21 protein-coding genes, 1 riboswitch and 1 other annotated feature are annotated in these 24,573 nt (G+C 38.8%); of the genes, 7 read left to right on the top strand and 14 right to left on the bottom strand.

All coding sequences use genetic code 11. The features are described from left to right. Positions 1-38 precede the first annotated feature (38 nt). Positions 39-605 carry an RDD family protein gene (locus ACIQZI_RS02635; protein ID WP_403069042.1) on the bottom strand — a complete coding sequence of 189 codons (567 nt, stop codon included), beginning with the start codon at positions 603-605 and terminating at the stop codon, positions 39-41. A gap of 13 nt (positions 606-618) precedes the next feature. Beyond that, a complete protein-coding gene (sppA, locus tag ACIQZI_RS02630) occupies positions 619-1,623 on the bottom strand; it encodes a signal peptide peptidase SppA (protein ID WP_403069039.1) in 1,005 nt (334 codons plus the stop codon). A gap of 241 nt (positions 1,624-1,864) precedes the next feature. Between sppA and ACIQZI_RS02625 the strand changes: the two genes are divergently transcribed. Further along, positions 1,865-2,665, top strand: a complete 801-nt coding sequence (locus ACIQZI_RS02625; protein WP_062176760.1) for an NAD kinase — start codon at positions 1,865-1,867, stop codon at positions 2,663-2,665. 375 nt (positions 2,666-3,040) lie between these two features. Here the strand turns inward: ACIQZI_RS02625 and rarD are convergent, their stop codons facing one another. The 4 genes from rarD to ACIQZI_RS02605 form a co-directional block, all read right to left on the bottom strand. After that, positions 3,041-3,970, bottom strand: coding sequence for an EamA family transporter RarD (rarD, locus tag ACIQZI_RS02620; RefSeq protein ID WP_062176757.1), 930 nt, complete (start codon positions 3,968-3,970; stop codon positions 3,041-3,043). A gap of 83 nt (positions 3,971-4,053) precedes the next feature. Beyond that, complete coding sequence (locus ACIQZI_RS02615; RefSeq protein ID WP_403069034.1) at positions 4,054-5,655, bottom strand: amidohydrolase; 1,602 nt, start codon at positions 5,653-5,655, stop codon at positions 4,054-4,056. A gap of 242 nt (positions 5,656-5,897) precedes the next feature. After that, on the bottom strand, positions 5,898-6,563 hold the full coding sequence (locus ACIQZI_RS02610) for a potassium channel family protein (protein ID WP_062176751.1): 666 nt from the start codon (positions 6,561-6,563) through the stop codon (positions 5,898-5,900). A 26-nt stretch (positions 6,564-6,589) separates the two neighbouring features. After that, positions 6,590-7,927: a TrkH family potassium uptake protein gene (locus ACIQZI_RS02605; RefSeq protein ID WP_403069031.1), complete on the bottom strand. Its 1,338-nt coding sequence runs from the start codon at positions 7,925-7,927 to the stop codon at positions 6,590-6,592. A gap of 444 nt (positions 7,928-8,371) precedes the next feature. Continuing rightward, positions 8,372-8,512, bottom strand: a riboswitch (cyclic di-AMP (ydaO/yuaA leader). Positions 8,513-8,766: 254 nt separating this feature from the next. Here ACIQZI_RS02605 and ACIQZI_RS02600 point away from each other — a divergent pair. Further along, the gene (locus ACIQZI_RS02600) at positions 8,767-9,129 is read left to right on the top strand and encodes a Na-translocating system protein MpsC family protein (protein WP_062176744.1); all 363 of its coding nucleotides are present in this window, start codon (positions 8,767-8,769) and stop codon (positions 9,127-9,129) included. 167 nt (positions 9,130-9,296) lie between these two features. After that, the gene (locus ACIQZI_RS02595) at positions 9,297-9,491 is read left to right on the top strand and encodes a hypothetical protein (protein ID WP_062176741.1); all 195 of its coding nucleotides are present in this window, start codon (positions 9,297-9,299) and stop codon (positions 9,489-9,491) included. A 147-nt stretch (positions 9,492-9,638) separates the two neighbouring features. Here the strand turns inward: ACIQZI_RS02595 and mbcS are convergent, their stop codons facing one another. From mbcS to ezrA, 5 genes are all read right to left on the bottom strand, one after another. Further along, a complete protein-coding gene (mbcS, locus tag ACIQZI_RS02590; RefSeq protein WP_403069026.1) occupies positions 9,639-11,219 on the bottom strand; it encodes an acyl-CoA synthetase MbcS in 1,581 nt (526 codons plus the stop codon). 317 nt (positions 11,220-11,536) lie between these two features. Further along, a complete protein-coding gene (locus ACIQZI_RS02585; protein WP_062176735.1) occupies positions 11,537-11,737 on the bottom strand; it encodes an alpha/beta-type small acid-soluble spore protein in 201 nt (66 codons plus the stop codon). Positions 11,738-11,827: 90 nt separating this feature from the next. Next, positions 11,828-13,042 (bottom strand): tRNA uracil 4-sulfurtransferase ThiI, encoded by a 1,215-nt coding sequence (thiI, locus tag ACIQZI_RS02580; RefSeq protein ID WP_403069021.1) that lies wholly within the window; start codon positions 13,040-13,042, stop codon positions 11,828-11,830. Positions 13,043-13,047: 5 nt separating this feature from the next. Then, the gene (locus tag ACIQZI_RS02575) at positions 13,048-14,187 is read right to left on the bottom strand and encodes a cysteine desulfurase family protein (RefSeq protein WP_403069018.1); all 1,140 of its coding nucleotides are present in this window, start codon (positions 14,185-14,187) and stop codon (positions 13,048-13,050) included. A 624-nt stretch (positions 14,188-14,811) separates the two neighbouring features. Continuing rightward, a complete protein-coding gene (gene ezrA, locus ACIQZI_RS02570) occupies positions 14,812-16,506 on the bottom strand; it encodes a septation ring formation regulator EzrA (protein ID WP_403071998.1) in 1,695 nt (564 codons plus the stop codon). A gap of 165 nt (positions 16,507-16,671) precedes the next feature. Here ezrA and hisJ point away from each other — a divergent pair, with 165 nt between their 5' ends. Continuing rightward, positions 16,672-17,478, top strand: a complete 807-nt coding sequence (hisJ, locus tag ACIQZI_RS02565; RefSeq protein WP_403069014.1) for a histidinol-phosphatase HisJ — start codon at positions 16,672-16,674, stop codon at positions 17,476-17,478. 5 nt (positions 17,479-17,483) lie between these two features. Here hisJ and refZ read toward each other — a convergent pair whose 3' ends face one another. Next, a complete protein-coding gene (gene refZ / locus ACIQZI_RS02560) occupies positions 17,484-18,122 on the bottom strand; it encodes a forespore capture DNA-binding protein RefZ (RefSeq protein ID WP_062176721.1) in 639 nt (212 codons plus the stop codon). A 148-nt stretch (positions 18,123-18,270) separates the two neighbouring features. Between refZ and ACIQZI_RS02555 the strand changes: the two genes are divergently transcribed. Continuing rightward, the gene (locus ACIQZI_RS02555; protein ID WP_062176717.1) at positions 18,271-18,750 is read left to right on the top strand and encodes a GAF domain-containing protein; all 480 of its coding nucleotides are present in this window, start codon (positions 18,271-18,273) and stop codon (positions 18,748-18,750) included. Between the two features lie 127 nt (positions 18,751-18,877). On the opposite strand, the gene ACIQZI_RS02550 is transcribed toward ACIQZI_RS02555, so the two are convergent. Continuing rightward, the gene (locus tag ACIQZI_RS02550; protein WP_403069009.1) at positions 18,878-20,731 is read right to left on the bottom strand and encodes a sensor domain-containing diguanylate cyclase; all 1,854 of its coding nucleotides are present in this window, start codon (positions 20,729-20,731) and stop codon (positions 18,878-18,880) included. A 553-nt stretch (positions 20,732-21,284) separates the two neighbouring features. On the opposite strand from ACIQZI_RS02550, the gene rpsD reads away from it, so the two are divergent. Both rpsD and ACIQZI_RS02540 read left to right on the top strand, forming a co-directional pair. Beyond that, positions 21,285-21,887: a 30S ribosomal protein S4 gene (gene rpsD / locus ACIQZI_RS02545; RefSeq protein ID WP_403069006.1), complete on the top strand. Its 603-nt coding sequence runs from the start codon at positions 21,285-21,287 to the stop codon at positions 21,885-21,887. A gap of 106 nt (positions 21,888-21,993) precedes the next feature. After that, positions 21,994-22,662: a DNA alkylation repair protein gene (locus tag ACIQZI_RS02540; RefSeq protein ID WP_403069003.1), complete on the top strand. Its 669-nt coding sequence runs from the start codon at positions 21,994-21,996 to the stop codon at positions 22,660-22,662. 244 nt (positions 22,663-22,906) lie between these two features. On the opposite strand, the gene tyrS is transcribed toward ACIQZI_RS02540, so the two are convergent. Further along, positions 22,907-24,163: a tyrosine--tRNA ligase gene (gene tyrS / locus ACIQZI_RS02535; protein ID WP_403069000.1), complete on the bottom strand. Its 1,257-nt coding sequence runs from the start codon at positions 24,161-24,163 to the stop codon at positions 22,907-22,909. A 55-nt stretch (positions 24,164-24,218) separates the two neighbouring features. Then, positions 24,219-24,437: a binding site (T-box leader), on the bottom strand. Positions 24,438-24,573 lie beyond the last annotated feature (136 nt).

Here is a 24,573-nt window from a genome sequence, read left to right as displayed (position 1 = left end):
GCTTGTCGCCGATTAACGGGCGCCTTCCGCTTTTCTCGTTACTTTCGATCTAATATGACTGTTGTGTCGGCAAAGATGTCATGAAGTCCTTGCTTTTTAGGGAGGAATCCGACAATGATATAGCCTGCAAAAAGAAACTTGGCAATGAATCGGCCAATGAATTCTCTAAAAAACAATGTCCCCCAAGAGATCCTTTCTTCTTTTAGACTAACAACTCTCAAGCCGAATATCATTTTCCCTAATGTTTTTCCAAAGAATCGAGTCATCAGCACGAAATACAAATAGAAAACGATTGTTGTTCCAATTGCTTGAATAGAAAAGAAGGAGCTGTCAAAAACATTCCCAGTAATGGCCATGGAAAGAGGGCTAATCAGAATTCGATTTAAACTACCAATGACTAATAAATCGGCTAAATAGGCCCAAAACCTCATCCAAAATCCAGCATAGGCCACTAAAGGGCGGCCTTCCTGATCGAAACCTGCTACTTGATTTGTCAAAATCAACTCTTTCTCCCGTAACGTTTCATCTAAATCAAGTTGGCGAGAATTTGATTCGTACTCTTTATCAAGATTTACATCATTATTTGTCTGTTTATCCTCATTCATTCTTCTCGCCTCCTCATTGTGAATATAGGTACATCAATCGCGGAGAATTCGTTCTCGAAAGCAATTCAACCAGACCCTCTTTCTCAAGGTCATTCCCCATTAGCTTTCTTGCGCCCATATTGAAAAGAGTTCCAAAGCCTGCTTGATCTGTGTACCTAATCACCGAGGCATTTTTCAATTTCAAATCTTTTTGCATCGCTGAAATTGTATCATCTAATGTGCCGAGACCATCAATTAACTTTGCATCCAGTGCCTGGCGACCATCATAGATTCGGCCGTCCGCTAATTTTCGGACTTGGGCATCTGATATACTCCGGCCTTCAGAAATAATTTTCACAAATTGATTATATGAATTATCAATTAATGTTTGTAGGATATTTCTTTCCTCATTTGTCATCTCTCGTGTTGGGCTCATAATATCTTTGTATGGTCCACTTTTAATCGTTACGAAATCAACGCCATATTTCTCTGCCAATTTTCCGTAGTTCACACTTTGCATAATAACGCCTAATGAACCCGTTAATGTTTCAGGACTTGCAAAAATCTTATCCGCTGGCGCTGACACATAATATCCGCCAGATGCGGCCATAGATCCCATTGAAACGTAAACTTTCACTCCACTTTTTTGGATCTCTAAAATTTTGTCACGGATCTCGGCACTTTCAACAACACCGCCGCCTGGTGAATTGACACGCAAAATCATTCCTTTTATTGCTGGGGTTTCATTCACCATATCCAATTTGTCCATAAAGGCTCTGTGATTGTAACCGGTTGTACCTAACAATGAGCCGGAATTTCCTGTATCTTGAATAACTCCTTCGATATCAAGTACAGCAATTTCGTCAAAGCCTGTACCTTGTTCAATCACTTCTGTCATAAATTCACCATCTGATCCAAGAAAATCATTAAACAGCTTATCAACATCAACGAACATGGCTGTGGTCAAGAAATTGAAACCGATTGAGAAACCAAATAACACTACTGCAATTCCCAAAGCAGCCCAACGCTTTCCATTCATTATCTTCATCCTCTCTCTACTCTTTACTTAATAGAGGTTGTTCAAAAAGTCCGGTTCTCTCGAGATGCGCTCGCAGAACTTCTCGGATCTTTTATCCTCCTTTTTGGACACGCACTACTAGTTTATGCGTTTGAATTTTCAAAATGTTTCATCTCATGATAAACTAAGGAAACACCCTAATATTGTAACAAACAATCTACTTTTTTGGAAAATAATTTCAATACTGTTGGAGGTTTTTACTATGGATAATCGTCGTAATTTGTATTTCTTTCATGCACAATCTGAAGATACTCTTGCTAAAGTACAGCCATTACGGGATTTAGCACAACGCAATGGGTATAATATCGTACCTGATTTTAAACACGCGAACATTATCGTTAGTATTGGGGATGATGGGACATTTCTTCAAGCAGTCAGAAAAACGGGTTTCCGAGAAGATTGCTTATATGCGGGGATTTCTACAACCGGGAACTTAAATATGTATTGTGATTTTCATTTAGAAGATACCAACAAAATGATTGAATCAACAGAAACAGATCAAATTGAAGTACGGCGCTATCCAACGATTGAAATTAAATTGGATAATCAGCCCTCTTTCTTTGCGCTCAATGAACTAAGCATCCGTTCTGCGATTATAAAAACATTCGTGCTGGATCTCTTTATTGATTCAATCCATTTTGAAACGTTCCGAGGCGATGGAATCGTGATTGCTACGCCAACTGGAAGTACTGCCTACAACAAATCAGTGAAAGGCGCGGTTGTGGACCCAACTTTACCATGCTTTCAAGTGAGCGAGCTTGCTTCGATCAACAACAATACTTATCGAACGCTCGGATCCTCTTTTATTCTTGGACCTGAACGAACATTATCCGTCAGAATGCCACAAAATGAAAACGATTACCCAACGATTGGTCTCGACAATGAAGCACTAAGCATCCGCGATATTGAGAAAATTCAAGTAAATCTAAGCGGAAAATCGATTAAAACGATCAAACTAAAAGACAACTCATTTTGGGAAAAAGTAAAAAGAACATTTTTATAAAGTGAACCTTCAATCAGTAGGGGTTTTCTTCATCCCCTACTGATTGTTAGTCCCGTTTTACTGCCCGTTAATGCGGGATAATTAAATAAAGAGGATGTCCCAAAAGGGTCTGACCTCGCACTCTAAATCAGTATGTAGTGGTTCATTCACTTATCCTATACTGTATTTAGTTGTTGCGGGGTCTGACCCTTTGCTTTTGGGACATCCTCTGGTTTTAATAAAGTGAAACTTCCATCAGTGGGGGGTTCTTTTATCCCCCACTGATGGTTAGTTGAACCAATCGGGCTTTTACGGGCAGTTTGTCCCCCACCTACCTTCTTTGTACTTCATAAGCTTGAGGTGGGGGTCTTACTGCCCGTTAATGCGGGATAAAGATCAAGCACCACGTCTTACTTGTTTTTTCACGTTATTGCTACCTATGACTCTATTTTTTGTAATCGAGAGAGTATAGATGACTAGTGCGCTCCAGATAAAGATGAATGCAAGTAAGTGGACTTTCGTAAATGACTCATGGTAGACAAATACGCTAAGTATCAATGATAAGGTTGGACCAATGTATTGCAAAATCCCGAGCATAGATAGCGGAACTTTTTGTGCTCCTTTTGCAAAAAACAATAGTGGTAGCGCTGTGACAACGCCCCCTCCCATTAATAGTAAAGCTGTATGAGATGTTGTAAAGAACGCTGAACCTGATGTAGACAGAATATAAATGATATATCCTAACGCAAATGGAGTAACCATTAAGGTTTCTAATGTGAGCCCCATAGCTGAGTCGGCCTTTATCATTTTTTTTGCTAGACCATACAGTCCAAATGTTACAGCCAAAATGAGTGAAATCCATGGGATTGAGCCAAAGTAAATACCAAGAATAAGTACACCTGCACCTGCAAGCGAAAAGGCAAAGACCTGTTGCTTACTTAGTTTTTCTTTTAAGACAATGACCCCAAGCAGCACACTAACTAGTGGATTGATATAATAACCAAGGCTAGTTTCCATAATCCTCCCTGCATTCACAGCCCAGATGAACGTTCCCCAGTTAATGCTGACCAAAATCGAAGCAAGAAAAAGCGAGAACAGGATTTTTCGATTCTGAACAATCTCTTTTAGAAAACTGACAAAGTTCTTCCATTTTCTCGAAACCAATAAAAGAACGACCATAAAAGCAAACGACCAAATAATCCGATGAGCAAGGATTTCTCCAGCAGACACATCTTGTATCATCTTCCAATACATCGGAATGATGCCCCATATTAAATAAGATAATGCCGCAAAAAAGGCACCTTCTCTTTGACTTTCCAATTTCATGACCTGCATGCCTTCTTTCTACTATACTATTTCAGATTACGAAATATATTTATTATACATGCAAGTTTCTACTTCTTCTATGATTATTTTTTCGCATAGACAATCTGTTCGTTGACAACTGTCATGCCTGCTTGTATTTCAAGCCATTCATCGGGCTGGACGGTGTACAAATCTTTTTCAAAAACTGTGAAATCAGCCACATATCCCGGAGCAATCTTGCCACGCGATTCTTCTTGCCCAATCGCATAAGCACTCCCAGTCGTATATAAGGAGAGCGCCTCAAATAGCGATAGACATTCCTTTTCATTATAAATCGTTTGGTCTGGACCAAACGGCTTTCTTCTTGTCACAGCAGCATGAATACCTAGCAACGGATCGACCGGTTCAATCGGCGCATCTGAACCGCCTGCACAATGAATGCCTTCTTCAATGAATGTTTTCCATGCATAGTTATATTCCATATGCTCTTTTCCTATTTTATCAATAACCCATGGAAAATCAGAAGGGACAAAGCCAGGTTGAATATCGAAAATCACCGGTAAATCTTTGGCACGATCTAATAAATCTCTTCTCATAATTTGTGCATGAATAAGCCGATCTCTCCAGCCAGGCTTCGGTGGGTAAGCGCAAATGGCATCCAGTACCATTTCGAATGCAAGATCACCAATTGCATGTACAGCGATTGGCATCTCATAATTCCTTGCTTTTTGAACAAGATCATGCAGTTCCTTTTCTGTATAAATCGCCACACCTTGCGTATCCGGACGGTCACGATACGGATGGCTTAATAATGCCGTATTGCCGCCAAGTGATCCGTCTGCAAATAGTTTCATCGCATCTAATTCAATCAACCCTTGTTTACTGCGGTATCCATACCCAGCCTCTTTCATGTCATCAACCACTTCATTATGAACGAGCAGGTTGACACGGAATGGCAATTTCGCTTCCTCAATAACTGAAACAAATGCTTGATAAGTTGGCAAAAATCCATTGTAATAATGTAAATCTTCCGAATGCCCCCCAGTTAAACCAAGTCTATGGCAAGCACGAATCGAAGCAGACAACGCACGCCTCACATATTCCTCCGTAATTCCCGGTACATGATTCATGATCAGTTCCAAAGCAGGGGCTTCTTTAAACATACCGTTTAAACGGGCATCCTTATACCGCCCAATCACTCCACCAAACGGCTGCTCGATATTTTCCTCGATGCCACTACCTGTCAAAGCCGAGGAATTCACAACGACAGCATGACGGCAAGCCCTTTTTAAAACGAGCGGATGTTCATTGGATAGTTGATCCAAGTCATCTCGCAATATAAGTGTAGAATCTGGCCATTCATTTTCATTCCAACCTTCTGCAATAATCCATTCTCCAGCAGGTGTTTGTGCACATTTGTTAAGTAAGGCCTGTAGGATTTCATCTCTGCTCTTCATCATCGAAAGATCCAGCCTCATTAGCTTTTCACCATGTCCAATCAAGTGCAGATGGCTATCCACAAGTCCTGGAATAAGCATTTGACCTTGCAAATCGACTTCATTCGTAATGGTGTCTCGATATGTGTCTCGAAGTGCTGAAGCCTCGCCAACCTCAATGATTGAGCCATTTTCAGTAAAAATCGCCTCTACTTGATCATATTCTGTTTGCATCGTATAAATGCTTCCGTTATACCAAAGCGTCCCCATTGTTTGCCCCCCACACACTTGCTCTATTTAACCACATTGCTTTCTTCCTAAAGTGTATCACCAAACCCAGAGTATTCCACAAGAAAACGTATTAGGGGCATAGAGTAGGCCTCAAAAGGTCTGACGCTTCTTTTCGAGGCACCCCCACGAGACTTTATCAAAATAGCATATTCTAATAATCCAAGTCTGGTCAGTCTTGTGCATCCGCTTAGAAGTAGCTGTTGTTCATAGTCGCATTTTAGCTACAATGATGATTCTATATTTGAAAATTTAGCTAAGTCCTCTCTGTTCCCAATTACCACTAATAAATCTCCTGTATGAATAATCTGATCTGAGGGTGGAGATACGATTATTTCTCCTTCTCTAACAATGGCAATGACACTTACATTGTATTTGGCACGAATATCAAGATCTCGTAAACTTTTTTCCGCCATTCTAAGTGGAATGATGATTTCCTCGATATTGAATTCTTTTGACAGTTCAATGTAGTTCAACATATTCGGTGATAGGAGCTGATTGGCAACTCGTTCCCCCATGTCTCTTTCAGGATAAATGATCCAATCAGCCCCTATTTTCTCTAAAACCCGGCCATGGTGCTTGCCTAGAGCTTTCGCTATGACTTTTTTCACTCCAAATTCTTTTAAAAGCATAACGGTTAAAATACTCGACTGCATGTCATTCCCAATTGCGACAATTACACAATCAAAATTACGAATCCCGATTGAAATAAGCGCCTTTTCCTCTGTAGTATCTGCCACGACTGCATGAGTAACGGCTAATTCAGCATCTTCGACTCGTTCCTCATTACAATCAATTCCCAAGACATCCTGCCCAGCCTCATGTAATTTTCGAGCTACACTCATGCCAAATCTCCCCAAACCAATAACCGCATATTGTCGTTTGACCATATCTTATTTACACTCCCTATTTTTCATTAACCGATCATTATTTTCCCCTTTGGATGACGAAATGCATCCGGTTTACGCCTCATAGCAATGGCAAAAGCAATCGTTAAAGGACCTAATCTTCCTGCGAACATCGTCAATATAATGAGTACACGACCAATAGGTGATAGTTCTGGGGTTAATCCCATCGATAGACCTACTGTGCCGAACGCTGAAGTCGTTTCAAATAGATACATCATAAAATCATGGCCTTTTTCCGTGATACTCAGTAGCATGGTCATGGTAATAACAAGGAATAATCCACTTACCGTTACAGTAAGCGCTTTAAATATCGTGTCAAAAACAATGCGTTTATGAAAGAAGACGACATCTTCTTTTCCTTTAATTTGTGAAAAGACGGTTCCAAGTAAAGTAGCAAAGGTAGTCGTTTTAATTCCGCCACCTGTTGAACCCGGAGAAGCGCCAATAAACATCAGGATAATCGTCAGAAATAATGTTGGTTGTGTTAAGTCTGAAATATTCAATGTATTAGCTCCATCTGTTCTCGCTGTCACCGATTGAAACAAGGCTGCTAATCCTTTTCCAAGATAGGATAAAGGCTCTAATGTTTTATCATTGCCATATTCAAAAATGAAGATTATGATGGCCCCACCTACAGTTAAAATTAGACTAGTCAGTAATACCAATTTCGTATGCACAGATAAGCGTTTTGTATCATGATATTCATAAAGTTCATTCATTACGATAAAACCAATTCCCCCTAATGTGATAAGCGCACAAACGGTTAGCACGACCGTTGGATCTTCTGCGTACGGGGTCAAACTCCGAAATCCTCCCAGTAAATCAAAACCTGCATTATTAAAATTGGAGATTGAATGAAAAATGCCAAAGTAAATCGCTCGACCAATCGGCATATCAAAAGAAAAACGGATCGATAAAATAATAGCACCGACAAGCTCGATCGCTCCTGTAAAAATCAACACTCTTTTTACTAACCTGACAATGCCCTCCATCGATAATTGGTTTAACGCTTCTCGAAGTAATAATCTTTCTTTCAGTGATATTCTTTTGCCTAAGAGAAAAAAGAAAAAAGTTGCAACTATCATAAACCCTAATCCGCCGATTTGAATGAGCAGTAATATGACAATCTCGCCAAAACTGCTAAATGTGCTTCCTGTATCTACAACGACAAGCCCTGTCACACATGTAGCAGATGTTGCGGTAAATAAAGCATTCAAGAACGAGAGACCGACTCCATCTTCTGTTGAGAAGGGAAGTGTGAGTAAGAATGCACCTATTAAAATTACAGCCGCAAAGCCCAATACAAGAATTTTTGGCGGGTTTAGAAAATCTGTTATTTTTGTCATAATGATCTCCCACTTATTAAAATATTGAATCGAGCATCATTCCATTCTGCAGCGTCATAAAATTATTTATCCCGCATTAACGGAGAGTCAAATCGCCCACTGAATGAAGTTTCACTTTATCAAAAAGGGAAAAGCAGATTAAACACCAAAAAGACCAATGGTACTTTTCTCCATAATGCAGTCATGCACTATCATTCAAGATTCCAGCGGTAAACCAAACGATTCACACAATGGTATTGAATGCTTGCCAAAACAACATGTTGATTGGAGAAAAAGTACTCATTGGTCTACTTAACGCCCAGCAAGTTATCCACTCTCTTTGCGTTCTATCATCCAAGAAACTTTTTCATATTTACATATATTAAAAAGACCTACAGATTGTTCATTAGGCTGCTTTCTTGCTTCACTCATAACAAAAAAGCCCCCTTAAATTAGGTAGTCTTATGAACTCCTTCACTAAGCCTGCGAAGAAAGCTTTCGGGTAGGATGGCGAAAGAGTATCTCATCCTTTCTGCAAAAGCAGAATTAATCCCAAATTAGTGGGTCCTCCGTTCTCAATTAATTAAGATTGGGCCGATATCAAATTTGTTATTTATGAGAATTATTCTACGCCCGCTGCGTAATCATTGTAAACTCATTAAAAGTACTAAATATGTTCAAATTCATCCAAATACAAGAAAATTAATCGAATATTCACACAATAACTCTATTTCACGTAGTAATTCTACGTATTTCACCTGATTTTAAAGTTTTATAAAGATTTTATTTTTGCATTGACAAGACCTTACTTTGGACATTATGATAACCCAATAAATCTCAGAAAGGTAATTGGAGGCATTATGTCAAATTCCAAAAAGAAACTAGAGGCTGAAATTAGTGCCGCATTTATCAAATTCCAGCGTGAGTTGATCGGTAGAGGTCCACAGGAAGCCAAAACATATATCATTAATGACATGTTGATTACCCGATTCAAAGGTGTTCTAACGGTAGAAGAAAAGCATCTTGTCAATCGAAATTCTGGGAAAAAACTTGTCAAACAAATGCGGGAGCTGCTTCGTGAAATGTACAGCGAAGATTATGAAAAAATTGTCGAACATTATACTGGCTGTAAAGTTCTTTCCTCTCATAGTGATATTAGTACAAAAACTGGGGAGAGAATCGAGGTTTTTATTATGGATAAAGACTTAGAGAAGAGCCTTTAAGATGGAGTAATTCAGACTACAATGCTAGTAATCTTTACATTGTCGAAATTTGTAATTAATTAACTAAAAGAAATGCATTTATTTAGATTAATAGATTGTATACTGTATATGATCACAAGACCTTGTTGTGATTTGGAATTTCATTATGAATATGTAGGAGAGTAAATATGGGGAATATTTCTAACAGATATGTAATTAACGCCGTTGGTAAAGGCGGTCAGACATACTTAACCCATTGTCAGGATAAAGAAGCGCTTAAGAAATGGATAGCCGAACACGAAGATCATCTTGTCATGAATGAGTTAAAGATTGTGGATAAGAAAAAGCATCCATTGTTAAAGTTATTTTCTTTAAAAAGATAATCAGCAAACATTTAATAAAAGAGGTTGTCTAAACAAAAGAACTGGTCCTCACACCCTATACACCGTTTATCCGATATGTCCTGTACACGTATAAACCATGATAGTAGATGTAGGGGCTAATTCGTTTGTGAAACAACCTCTCTTTATTTAACCCGTATGATTCTCATCCAAATTGCGCAAATCTACTCGGCGGATTTTCCCCGAAGTCGTTTTTGGCAGTTCTTTAATAAATTCAATTTTCCGCGGATATTTATAAGGTGCTGTCACTTTTTTCACATGCTCTTGAAGTGTTTTCACCAACTGTGGTTCATTTTCATCGACATGTTCCTGAAGCACGATATATGCCTTGACGACATGTCCTCTTACTTCATCCGGACTTGCTACTACAGCACATTCTTTCACATAAGCATGCTTAATGAGTGCATCTTCAACTTCAAACGGTCCAATCGTATAGCCAGAGCTGATAATCATATCATCCCCGCGCCCCTCAAACCAAAAATAGCCGTCTTCATCTTTTCTTGCTTTATCCCCCGTTACATAATACTCGCCACGAAATTGCATAGCGGTACGTTCAGGGTCGCGATAATAACTTTTGAACAAAGCTGGGGTTTCGATATGTACAGCAATATCTCCGACTTGACCTACTTGACAAGGTACTCCATCTTCATCAATGATTTCCACTCGATTACCAGGTGTCGGTTTCCCCATTGAGCCAGGCTTCAGTTCCATTCCTATGGAAATCCCGACTAACAGCGTATTTTCTGTCTGGCCGTATCCATCTCGTACTTGAATATTGAAGTACTTTTCGAATATATCAATTACTTCCCGATTCAATGGCTCGCCTGCCGATACCGCACTGTGTAGTTCAGTAAGACTATAGTCTGCCAAATTATCCACTTTTGCCATTAATCGATATTCCGTTGGCGTACAACATAGAGCATTCACTTTGTAATCCTCAAGTAGTTGCAAGTATTTCTTTGCTTCAAATTTGCCATGATACACAAGGCCAGTAGCACCAGATCCTAGTACAGCAAGAAAAGGACTCCAAATCCACTTTTGCCAACCAGGGGCCGCAGTCGCCCACACTGTATCACCTTCACGAACACCTAGCCAGTTTGCGGCTGCTGTTTTTAAATGTGCATATGCCCAGCCATGAGTATGTACTACACCTTTAGGATTGCTGGTCGTACCAGATGTATAGGAAAGAAAAGCCATGTCTGAACTTTTCGTATCAGCTAGTGCAAGCGTATCACTGGATGATTGTATTTTCTCCTCCAAATAGAGCCATCCTGGGACTTCCTGACCAACCGATAATTTCACAAGCTGCTCTGTGTCTTTAACTGCATTTACCTGATCGCAAAATTGATGATAGCAAATGACTCCCTTCACCTCAGCATGCCTTACTCGGTATTCAATATCCTTTGGCCTTAACATTTCTGAACATGGGATAACCACGATCCCAATCTTAAGTGCTGCTAGATATACTTCATATGCCTCAATTAGCCTTGGAATGATGATGAGAGCAATATCTCCTTTTTCCAACCCTGCATCTTTTAAAACATGACCGATTTTGTTAACTCGTTTCATTAAAGCATCGTATGTAACTTCTTTCTTTACTCCATCCTCAGATTCCCATTTTAAGGCTAAACGGTTCTTGTCTTTTGCGAATCTTTCCATTTCACTAACAAGATTATACTTCTCTGGAGCAATCAAATCTTCTCTTCTCATTGTATTTCTCCTTCCTTTTTACAAGAAACAACATTAACTATTTAAAACATGGAAACCAACTTCCTTATGTTGCGGCACAATTTTATAGATTTTCGCACAAAATTTAGTTTAATTCTCATTATCATTGGTAATCCTGTTCAAGTTAACAAAGTTTTGTCCCTTTTATCTTTATACAAAACCTCAAGATACATTATACAGTTTTATAAGTATGTAAAATAATAAATATTTTTCTTATCTTATCAGAAAATAAGATGGAATGAAAACAAATGAAAGAAAGCGGGCGAAATCGCCCGCTTTCTGCAGCCATTGTTATGAAATTATTTTTGGTACCCGCCTAATTGTTGTTCAGCCATTTGAACTAGACGTTTTGTGATTTCACCGCCAACTGAACCGTTAGCACGTGAAGTTGTTTCACCGCCAAGCTGCACACCGAATTCAGATGCGATTTCAAATTTCATTTGATCTAGAGCTTGTTGTACACCAGGTACGACAAGTTGATTTGAGTTGTTGTTTGCCATGTGTTTTTCACCTCCTTGTAAGTATAGAATGTGTAAAAACACATGGCTTCATTCGTTGATTTCTTGGTAATTATAGTCAGAGTTTCCAGTCTAGAACAAGTCTTCTAATTGCCCTTCTCCAGTAGCTTTTTCACCAAAGCGAATTTTTTGGATTTCAGTCTGTTCCACAGCATCTGCAATCAGCTTATCAAAGTCAACAAAGCTTTCATAATACTGAACCTTTTCGAGCTTTGGCTTTGTCTTAGGACTTGCCGGTGTAAATACCGTACAGCAATCTTCGTATGGTTGATTCGATATCTCAAATGTATCATATTGCTTCGCAAGCTCAATAATTTCTAATTTGTCCATGGCGATAAGTGGACGCAATACAGGCGTTGAGATTACTTCATTGATCGCAAACATGCTATTCATCGTCTGACTTGCTACCTGACCAAGACTTTCCCCGGTTATAATTGCCAGCGCTTCTTCTTTTTCTCTGATCGCATCAGCTATGCGCAGCATTAAACGACGTGTGCTCGTCATTGTATAGTTCTCTGGTATTTGTTTTTGGATCAGCATTTGAATTTCTGTAAACGGAACAATATGAACTTTCATGCTTCCGTTTACTAATGCGAGTTTTTCAGCTAAGTCCATGACCTTCTGTTTGGAACGTTCACTCGTGAATGGCGGGCTATAGAAATGAATACATTCAATTTCAAGACCACGCTTCATGGAAAGGAAGCCTGCAACCGGGCTATCTATTCCGCCTGAAAGCATGAGCATCGCCTTTCCGCTTGAGCCAAATGGAAGACCACCTGCACCATGAATATTCTCGCCTGATAAATAGACTGCTTCCTTGCGTACTTCTACACGTAAATCTAAATCTGGATTTTTCACATCCACCTTTAAAATTCCATCTTTATTCCGTAACAAATGTCCACCAAGAAGATGGTTCATTTCATTCGTATCATATGGAAAATCTTTATCCGAACGCTTTGTCGAAACTTTAAACGTTTCAATTTCTCCCGATAACTGGTCGATATAATATAAAGCAGCCGTTTTAATTTCTTCGATATCACGGCCTATTTTTAAAGCTGGGCTTAATGACTGAATGCCATATACCCCTTTTATTTGGTCAATGATCTTCTGATGATCTTCGCCATTTAATATAATGTACATCCGTTCCCGACTTGCGGTCAGTTTGGCCGCTTTAAAATCTCTTAATGCCCAACGAATATGATTTTTGAGTTTATCAACAAAGCTTTTTCGATTACGTTTCTTTGTTGAAATCTCACCATAACGAATGATAATATGATCAAATTTCATTTATTTTACCTCATTACCTTTTGTAGTTTTAAAAGTGTGTTCTTAATTTCCTGAAGTACGAACTCCACTTCATAAAGTTCGTTTTCATATGAAGTGCTAATTCTAATAACACTATCCGCTCTTTTCTGATCATGAAACATGGCCAATACCGTATCACTGATTGACTTTTTCTTAGACGAACAAGCACTTGTCGTTGAAACATATATTTCTTTCTCTTCAAGCGCATGGATAAATACTTCCGATTTAATGCCCGGAATGGAAAAATTGATGATATGGGGTGCACCATGTAATGGACTGTTTATTTTCACACCCGTTATTTCGTTCAATCCATTCAATAACATATCTCTAATTTCTATTAGCTTCCCATAATCCTGCGCGCTTTTTTGTAAAGTGAGTCGTAATGCTCTAGCTAAGGCTACGAACCCAGCAACGTTTTCCGTGCCACTCCTTAGCTTCGCCTCCTGATTGCCGCCAGTGAAGAGCGGTGAAACCCTAATGCCATCTCTAACGTATAATACACCTGTACCTTTTAAGCCATGAAATTTATGACCAGAAATCGTACATAAATCAATCCCAGCAGTAGCTATATCTAATGGAACCTTCCCAATACCTTGCACATGATCGACATGAAAGAGCACTTGTGGATATTCTTTTAATAAGTGACCCATTTCTACGATCGGCTGGATTGAACCGACCTCATTGTTAACGGACATGACGGACACTAAAATCGTATCCGTTCGTAAAGCATTTTTCAAGTCTTCCACAGAAACAAACCCATTTGAATCGACTTGTAAATAGGTGATATCAAACCCTTCTTCTTCAAGTAATTGACACGTTTCTTTAATGGAAGCATGCTCCATAACAGTCGTGATAATATGCTTACCTCTTTTAGAATAAGCATGTGCTATCCCTTTAACTGCTAAGTTATTTCCTTCCGTTCCCCCAGAGGTAAAATAAATCTCCACGCTTTTCACGTGAAGAAGGTCAGCCACCTGCCTCCTTGCTTGCGTTAACAGGCTTTCAGCTTTAGCACCTAGACCATGTAAGGAAGAAGGGTTGCCGAAGTATTCTGTAGACACCTTTATAAAGGAATCGAGGACTTCCGGATATGGCTTTGTCGTAGCGCTATTATCAAAATAAATCATATGTTTCCCTCCAAAGAACAAAAGCGCGAGCACCTTGAAAGAGGAGAGAGCCACATCATGTGGGAACACCATCCTGACCTATCGTAAGACTCAGAAGGGCTATAGGCTACTTTCTTTTGGCACTAAATTTTGTTCAAGATTTCATTTATATAAAAGCATCGTGTAGCTTCTTGTTCTTTCATTTGATTATTAACAACACATCATTTTACCATAAATCACGATTATTGAAAAAGATTCATTTTGCCAAAATCAGTCTTTTAGTACGAGTTCAAAAAGGAGGATAAAAAGAGCCGAGAAGTTCGAGGAGCGAATGTCTCAACCTTTCGCGTATACAGTAACCGGACTTGCACAGGATGTGCTGACTTCTGTGTTGCTCGTCATGACATGCGTGATTTTAACAGAAGGTCTTTCATGAGCTTTGGTGCAATTCGCAAGCTTTTTCACCGGACTTTTTGAACAGCCTCTTTTACTTTTGGATTACGCAAAAAGAGGCTGTCCCATAAGTGAAGGGTCAGACTGTAGCTACTACATACAGTTTAAATGAAGTGTCAGTAACACGATCAACTGTATGGTGAGTGCTGAGTCAGACCCCTTTAGGACATCCTCTTCATTCATTTTTTCGTATTATGAAAGTACTTCTTCCATATCCGCCTCGATTTTATCTAAGTATCCTGGTTCGACTTTTTCAATGGCTGATGCTGCAACTTCTAATGCCCGCTCATATTCATATTCCATAAAGTAGTGTTCAGCAGTTCTTAAAGCCTCAGCAACAGCAGGGTATCTACTGCGATATCGGTTTCCGTATTGGATCACTTTCTCTGCAAAAAGCATTTCCTCTATCAGCACTTCTGTGTTTTCGTATAAACTTGTGACAGAAGCAATCGCTTTTTCAAGAAAAATGTGTACAGAGCCCATATCCAGAGGCTTTTCCTCTAGTTTACTCTGAACATCTTCAATGCTTTCTTTTGCTTCCGCTAACAAATTCCGATACTTTTCAGGCAGACCTGGAATATTACTTTGCGAGATCGTCCTGCTAGTATCTCCCATTTTCTTTCTCAGGTCTTGTAATACCCCACGTGCTTGCAATTCATCTTTTCTCAATGCATGAAGTTTCTCAGCAAAGGCTTCATGCTCCACCTTCAGCTCGTTTAGAATCGCTTCAATTCCCTGCATTTCTTCACTTAAAACAGAACTGATCATCGTATTATCTGCAATTTCCAAGGAAAGTAATTGGAACCTTTTTACCAATTTATCAATTTGCTTTTCTAATTTCTTCTGAGCACTTAGTTCACTTTCCGTTACATGATAGCTATGCCGTACAACGACTGTCTCAGCTTTTAATTTATCATTCTCATATGCAAATGCTTCAAGGTTATCCTTCAAAAGATCCTCATTTTTTATTAGATACTGTTTGGAAAGCACTTCTTTTTCAAGTAAATCATACAGAAGGTTCACACTATCATAAATTTCATTGATTCCTTTTTCAGCAGTCTCAGTTTCCGCAAGATCAAGTTGATTATTATAATGTTCAAGCTCGGTTTCAAGCCTCAAAATCTCTGTCTCAAATTCAATATGCTCTAAAGAATATCCCTGTTCCCTCATCTCCGTGAAGCCATCTTTCAACTCCAAAAGGGATGTTGGAAGTGAAGAATGACCATCTAATAGCAATTGAGGAATGATTTCCATTTTTGTTTGAATGGTAACAAGTTGATTTTTTATCGATAAAACAAGTTCTCGCGCATTTAAATAATTTCCATTTTCTGTCGCTTCTTCATATTGCTTAAGAACCACCACTATTTCATCGAGCGTACTCTCAAGTGGATCTGCCGCTTTGGCAAATGTATGGCGATGAACCAGCAAGTTTTTCTTAATAGTACGGTAGCCTTCTTTAATCTCTTCAATCTCAATCCTGTTTTTCTCTTCACTACCGACCAATTCATTTAGCTCACGAAGAATCTTTTCGATCGCCGTTTCAATGTTCGTAAGCTTAGTCGAGATCATTTGCTGAACTTCTTTGGATTTACCGAGACGATATTTGTCGACATAATCATCTGCATCGAACAATAATTCTTCAACATCCGGCATGTAGACTGTGATAATGGCGTCCCATTCATTACGCCATCGTTCAAACATTTCTTCTGTTTCACCAGTCATATTTAATTGCTTTACTTTAGAAAGCTCATCCAATATTGGGCGGTTCATAATTTCCATTTTCCAAGCCTCAAGCTGGTCAATTTCTTTAAAATGCTTCTTTTTCAAAAAATATCCCCATATTATTAACGTAATAACTAGTATAATTATGCCTAGTATGTACTCCATCATATGCCCCCCAATTCTAAACCTCACAAGTCAGCAACAATCTATATAAATGTTTACATGTTCAATTCAATGCTTTTATGATACCATGTTAGCAATAATTTTTGACTAATAAATATATTTTTTTTACAGAATTGTGCTTGAAATTGAATTTATGGGGGGATTTTGATGAAAATTGACAGTCATGTTCACAGTCCGTACTGTCCTCACGGTTCAAGCGACTCTTTTGAAGATTATATCGAACGAGCTATAACGCTAGGAATCGAGGATTTGACATTCACAGAGCATGCTCCTTTGCCAGAAGGGTTCATTGATCCTACACCAGACCGTGATAGTGGGATGGAACGTGGTCATTTACTAGACTATTTTCGAGAACTCGGTTTATTAAAAGAGAGATACAAGGAAAAAATCAGGATTAAGACAGGGCTAGAAGTAGATTATATCGAAGGATTTGAGGCAGAAACTAAGAAATTCCTTAATAAAGTTGGTAAATATTTAGATGATAGTATCCTATCGGTTCATTTTATTCGTGATGAAAATGAGTGGCATTGCATCGACTTTAGTGACGAAATGTTTAATAGTATCGCCAAAAGAGTAGGGTCTGTAGATGCCGTTTATTCATCTTATTACGATACATTAGAGAAAAGTATTGCTGCTGATTTAGGGAACTTCAAGCCCAAGCGTATTGGACATATTACACTTGTTCATAAGTTTCAGCAGCGTTTTTCACCGAAAGAAAATTATGATCAGAAATTATATTCCATTCTAGACAAAATAAGTAGGCAAGGGTATGAACTGGATTATAACGGTGCTGGTGCTATTAAACCGCTTTGTCTAGAGCCTTATCCGCCAGAGCGATTTGTAAAATATGCCCTGCAGCTAGGCATTCCTTTACGTTTCGGGTCTGATGCCCATCAAGCCAAAGATCTAGGTCAAGGGTTCAACTCTTGCTTGGCAGAAGCTTTTTCTAAATAGAAACGTTAAACTAGTAATTCTACTGGCATTTCGCGTTTGACAAACAGGCTTTGTACTAAAAACAAGCAGACTTCATCACGATATTTATCGGTATAATATTTTTCCTGCGTATATACATGCAGGACCTCTCTTGCATAGTGGGCATGTATAATTGGGGCTGAAAGGAGTCCTTTTATTTGCAACGTAAAAATAGCTGGCGGAATTTTACGGAACACGCCTTCTTGTACGCCTTTTTCTAAAACGAATTGAAAATAAGAGTTTTCTTTCATGTAATAAGTTGATAAAACTTCTCGATTAAGATTAGAGTCTAGTGCTGATTCTCCATAAATAAAGCTCGCAGCTAAGAAGTTTTTACGTTGAAATTCAAAGACATCTGTAAGAAGGGCCAGTAAGCCGTTTTGGGTGCCAATTCGGTCAAGCTGGACAAGTTTTTTCTCTAACAGCTGAATATAGTCTTCTAAATATGTAGTAAAACAATATTCTAGCAATCCTTGTTTGTTTTTGAAATAATAAGCAATATTAGCGGAATTAACCTTGGCTTTATGTGCAATGTCCCGTATGGAGGTCGCATGATAGCCTTTCAAGTGAAATAAATATAGAGCGGATTCAAGAATTGCTTCCTTCGTTTGAGTTTGGCGGTTCATTTTGAAGTCCTCCTCTAATTTCAAGTCTTAAAATAAGTTATTCTCGAAATACTTGCAATATCCTGTTAGAACTTCTCGACAACTTCCACAGGGTATCTTGCAATAATGTTGAAGGTTGTATTTTTATCATGAAGCAGGGGGAATGTTTATGTTTAATGTCGAACAATATACAGGGAGTAAGCAAGAGAATTACTTGCTTGCCGAGAAACAACTAATCGCACTTGTTGAAGGGGAGCCCAATCGAATCGCGAACCTTAGTAACGCTTGCGCTCTTCTTAACCAGCTTTTAGATGAAGTAAATTGGGTCGGTTTCTATTTAGCGGAAAATGATGGATTAGTACTCGGACCTTTCCAAGGTTTACCAGCCTGTATTCGCATACCATTTGGTAGAGGTGTTTGTGGGTCTGCTGCTGCTGAACGTAAAACGTATCGTGTAGAAGATGTTCATCAATTCCCAGGGCATATTGCATGTGATGCCGCTTCCCGTTCAGAAATTGTCATCCCACTCATAAAAGGAGACGAATTAATCGGCGTCCTTGATATAGATAGTCCGATTACGAATCGCTTCGATGCTATAGACGAAGAATTGCTAGAGAAATTCACGCATACATTAGTGAAGTATTTGTAATTTGAAAATTGCAAGACTATTGAAAAATATCTGAGATTATCTCAAAACAAAAGGGTCTAGCCTCACACTGTAAAAAGTGTGAGACCAGACCCTTTTGGACATCCAAAAGCGGGTATTATTATAAGGACTAGTCTTGAACGAGCACTTTATTTTTTCCTGTATTCTTAGCAACATACAAAGCATCATCCGCACGCTTAAACAGGGCTTTGACGTGATCGTTGTGTCCATTCGTCCAATAGGAGACCCCACATGATATGGTCACTTTCGGGTCCGTTTGTTCGCTTACCTTCTCCTGAATTCGCTGTGCAATCCCTTGTCCGACGTGTATGGAGACATTTGGCAGATAGATTGCCAACTCCTCGCCACCCCATCTTGCCCCAATATCCGTTTCTCGTATGCTCGATTGGATGATTACGGAAACCTGAATGAGAATATCATCACCTATTTGGTGACCGTGGGTATCATTCACTTTTTTAAAATCATCGATATCCACCAAAATAAATGTTCCTCTTTGATCTTTTTCCATCGACTCCAACATTTTCTCATCTAAATAACTCCGTGAATACAAACCTGTTAAATGATCGGTAATGACCATTTTCTCCAGTTCTTCGCGCAGCATCGAATTAGCCAAGGCAAGGCTCGTATGGTGAATCAATGATTGCAGCAGTTTGAATGTTTCAAAAGAAAAATAATAGGGATCTTTATGTAAAACAAGTGCGAATCCGTGTACTTGATCATTTTCCATCATCGGAACAGCCATCATCGAATGATACTTCACATCTTTGTTAGGGATTTTCAGCTGTAAATCGCTAATGAACAGGGATTCCGTAGTGGAACAAATCTTTTCCTTCAAGAAATCGACGTATAATCCCATTTGATCAGAATGAAAAAATTCTGTGCTGCCCGTCAAGAAATTAGCCGTTCCATCGGGTAGAATATACACAAACCCCACTTCATCCGCATGGAAGGAATTGGTAATTTGATTTTTCATAAACTCCATCGTTTCACTTAGACGCAGATTTAAATTCAATCTATGGGATGTTTCATTAATAAGCTGCAAATCAGATATTAAACGGCGAGATTGCTGGTACAGCTGCGCATTCTCAAGAGCGCCACCAGCGGTATTGGCTAATAAAGAAATAAATTCGACGTCCTCCTCTGGAAACATACGAGCATTTGGAGCAATGACCTGAAGAATTCCATACACGCCTTGTTTTCCTTTCAGCGGTGCATATAGATTTGTTTTTCGTGCAGCCAGCTCGTCTTCGATTTGAACAGTTCCTGTAACATACGCTTGCATAACTGCCACATTCTCACCATCATAGCCGAGATCCTTTATCGGAAGGTTTTCGTGGTTTGCATTATCATGGGAAAGCAGAAGAAAATAGGTGAAAGACGGATACATTTCTTGTAGTGTTGAGATAATTTCGCCGAGTACCGCATCCATACTCATGGATGAATGAAATTTTTCAGTCACGCGAAACAGCTGTTTATAACGCCTTCTTTCACTCGTAATCTCTGAAATATGTATCGCCGTATTTAAGATTTTCATCACTTCTCTTAAAAACGCCTCGCCTTCTTCGGAAGTGATCTTTTCAAAAGAACCAGGAACCCTTTCTTTTAATGCAAGCAGTCCCACTAATCCATTTTCGCGTTTTAGTGGTAAATACAGATGGAAACCCTTTAATGCTTCTATTTGAAAATCTTTATAAGAATACGGTTCACAGTTATTAAATACTTCAATGCTTCCTATTGGGATATACTTTCGCTCCTGATCACGCTCGGTAGAAGCCTCAATATGTAAATACTTGAGACTATAGTCTAGCTTAAAGTAGGTAACTTCTTCAGCGTAAAAAGCGTCGCATATCTCAAGCACAAATTTTTCAAGAAAAGAAGTGTCTTCCATTCTTCCCTTTGAATCATCCATTTGATTAATTAATAACGATTTTAATTCATATAGTAACTGAGTCATACTTCTCATCTTTATCTCATCCCTATACAAGTAATGCTGAAGCTTTAAAACCTCACTAACAAACAGTAAAATAGAACTACTAGTTTTCCGTTTTTTTCTATATTATTCATTATATACTTGTATGTATAAAATATCTTTATAATTTTTTAGAAATTTCTATTAACTAAACGTAAAGCGCATGTTTTTAGACCTGATTCATTATGCCTATAAAGTGAAACTTCAATCAGTGGGGGTTTACTACCCATTAATGCGGGGTAAATTGTTCACGCTAAAACATTCTTATTTTAAAGTAATTTTACCATGATGATTTATTTTGTACATCACTAACTACACGGAAATACACTTGACTATATTTCTTTTAAATTATATACTATTACTTGTGTAAAATAGTGCAGCCTATGTGAGTGCTTTTACGGTCTCATTTTGTTCCTCTTTTATAGAGGTGTACCCCGTAACCCTCAGCTGCTAGGGCGAAGATACATGAAAACAAAATGACCATAATCGTGAATCGCAACGGTTTTTATTTTACCCAAATAAAAACATTTGAAGGAGGAGTCATACTATGGCTCGTTATACTGGCCCAAGCTGGAAATTATCCCGTCGTCTTGGAATTTCCCTTACAGGTACTGGTAAAGAATTAGAGAAGCGTCCTTACGCTCCTGGACAACATGGTCCAAACCAACGCAAAAAACTTTCCGAATACGGATTGCAATTACAAGAAAAACAAAAACTTCGCCACATGTACGGAGTTACTGAGCGTCAATTCCGCTCATTATTCGACCGTGCAGGTAAACTACAAGGTGTACACGGTGAAAACTTCATGATTCTTCTTGAATCTCGCCTTGATAACGTTGTTTATCGTCTTGGTTTAGCTCGTACTCGTCGTGGATCACGCCAACTTGTAAACCATGGTCACATCCTTGTTAATGGAAAACGCGTTGATATTCCATCATTCAAAGTGTTACCTGGACAAACAATCTCTGTTCGTGAAAAATCACGTAACCTAAGCACAATCAAAGAATCAATCGAAGTAAATAACTTCGTTCCTGATTTCTTGACTTTTGATGCTGACAAATTAGAAGGTACTTTCACTCGTTTACCAGAACGTTCTGAAGTTCCTGCTGAAATTAACGAAGCACTTATCGTTGAGTTCTACTCTCGTTAATCGATTTTGTTTTCGGCCCTCATCCTTGGATGGGGGTTTTTTTATACATCATTCCTGTTTTAGTAGAAACGTCATTAGTCTAATCTGACATATCATGGAGGAGCTTATGGATTTTTATATTCAAAAATTAGAAAAATTATATTCTGAACACGCCGAGACAGAATATGCAATGCGGTCTAAAAAATATATGAGAAATCAATTTGATTTTTTAGGGATTCGAACGCCCATTCGAAGAAAATTAACTAAGCAATTTTTGCAAGAATACGGATTACCGTCAAAAGAGAACCTTGAAACGGTTATTCTTATGTTATGGGAAAAACCAGAACGAGAATACCAAAAAGCAGCCCTTGATATCTTGGAAAAAACTAAAAAAGACCTTACTCCCGCTGACATGCCGTGGCTAGTCAGTTTACTCAAAAGTAAATCTTGGTGGGATACGATCGATGTCCTATCCCCTCATATCTTTGGCTATATGTTTTTACAATACCCCGAACTTGTTTCCTCATACCCTGATCAATGGATTGACGATGATTATATTTGGTTACAAAGATCTGCGATTCTTTATCAACTCTACTATAAAGAGAATATGAATGAAAAACGGCTGCATAACTACATTCTACGCCAAGCACACAGCAATGAATTTTTTGTACAAAAAGCGATCGGCTGGGTATTACGGGAATACGCCAAAACGAACGCTTCTAGTGTTCAATTATTTGTCGCTCAAAACCAATTAAAACCGCTGAGCAAGCGTGAGGCATTGAAACATCTGTCTTAGAAAGTTTTATTCCGAGCTGGAACCTGAAATTGGCGGACTAAAATGTGGACTTTACGAGACGCTTTTCTAATTTTTAATCCAACATGTGCACTTTTCAAGCCAATTTTCTAATTTTTAAGCCAAACCGGAATCCTACTCGATCGATCTAATATGACTGTGCCTCCTAACAAAAAGGTCAGAACCCTACATCTACTATTAAACCAGAATAACGGTGTATAGAGTGTGAGGCCTGACCCTTTATCTATTATTTAATTAGCGTATATTTCTTTTTACCGCGACGAACAAGCATGAATTGCCCTTCAATCTTATCCGCTTCTGTTACGATATATGCTAAGTCTGTCACTTTTTCTCCATTAATAGAGATCGCACCATTTTGGATGTCTTCTCTTGCTTGACGTTTAGATGGTGAAATATTTGCTTCAACAATTAGTTCAACTACGTTAATGTCATCCGTATTGTTTCGGCTGAAACTTGGCACGTCTTTGAATCCAACTTGAATCTCTGAAGCACTTAAGTTTTTCACGTCTCCACTGAATAAAGCTGCGGAAATCTTTATCGCTTGGTCCAAAGCATCTTGGCCGTGGATCAGACGTGTCATTTCCTCTGCCAACGTTTTTTGTGCTTTACGCAAATGTGGTTCGCTTTCTACGGATTGAGCTAACGCTTCAATCTCTTCATGTGATAAGAATGTGAAGAATTTCATGTATTTCACTACATCCGCATCTGCCGCATTAATCCAGAACTGGTAAAACTCATAAGGCGTCGTTTTCTCCGGGTCAAGCCAGATTGCTCCACCTTCTGTTTTCCCGAACTTTGTGCCATCCGCTTTTGTCACAAGTGGAATGGTCATCCCGAATGCTTTAACAGCTTCGTCGTGAGATTTACGAATCATTTCCAGACCCGTTGTAATATTGCCCCACTGATCACTTCCACCAATTTGCAGTTTACAATTATGATTGTCGTATAAATGATTGAAATCGATTCCCTGTAAAATCGTGTAGGTGAATTCTGTAAATGAAATTCCCGTTTCCAATCGTGAAGCAATCGTATCCTTCGCTAGCATGTAATTAATGCCAATATACTTCCCGTAATCACGCAGGAAAGTAACCATATCAATCTTGCCAATCCAATCATAATTATTTAACATGATTGCGCCATTATCACCATCAAAATCGAAAATCTTCGTTAATTGACCCTTTAGGCAATCGGCATTATACAGAACCGTCTCCAATGTTTGCAGGGAACGCTCTTCTTTTTTTCCACTCGGATCACCAATTAACCCCGTTGCTCCACCCACTAAAACAAGCGGACGATGGCCATGCTGTTGAAAACGTCGTAATGTTAAGAATGGCAATAAATGACCAATATGCATACTATCTGCTGTCGGATCCACGCCACAATATAACGCAATTTTTTCTTTTTCTAAAAGTTCTTTCATTCCCACTTCATCTGTTTGCTGATAAATAATCCCTCGCCATTCTAAATCTTTAAGCAATTCCATGTGATTTCCTCCTGTTTTTTTAAAATATGACAAATAAAAAACGCCCCTTCATAAATGAAGGGACGAATATATTCGCGGTACCACCCAACTTGAGGACATACTTCATCCTCCGTCTTAAAACCGTTAACGGCGGTCTACCGTTTACTGCTACTTAACGTTCACAGCAAATGCTCAAGGAAGTAATTCATCAAAACTATGTGTACCGATTCACACCTTCCACCGGCTCTCTAAAACAGGGATAGTTTGACTACTTTAGTCCTCTCATTGCTTTCCTAATAAAATTCTAGTTAATGATTTTTTATCATATATTAAATGCTATGTCAAGTTCAACAACCTATAGAAATACTTGAAAATCCCCCTTCTAAATACGGATATATGCTATAATGTATCTGATTTCAGGGGGTATGATA

Source organism: Peribacillus sp. NPDC096379 (genome assembly GCF_044762875.1).
GTDB lineage: Bacteria > Bacillota > Bacilli > Bacillales > DSM-1321 > Peribacillus.
Note: the sequence above shows the minus strand (reverse complement) of the source record. Positions and strands in the feature narration are given on the sequence as shown.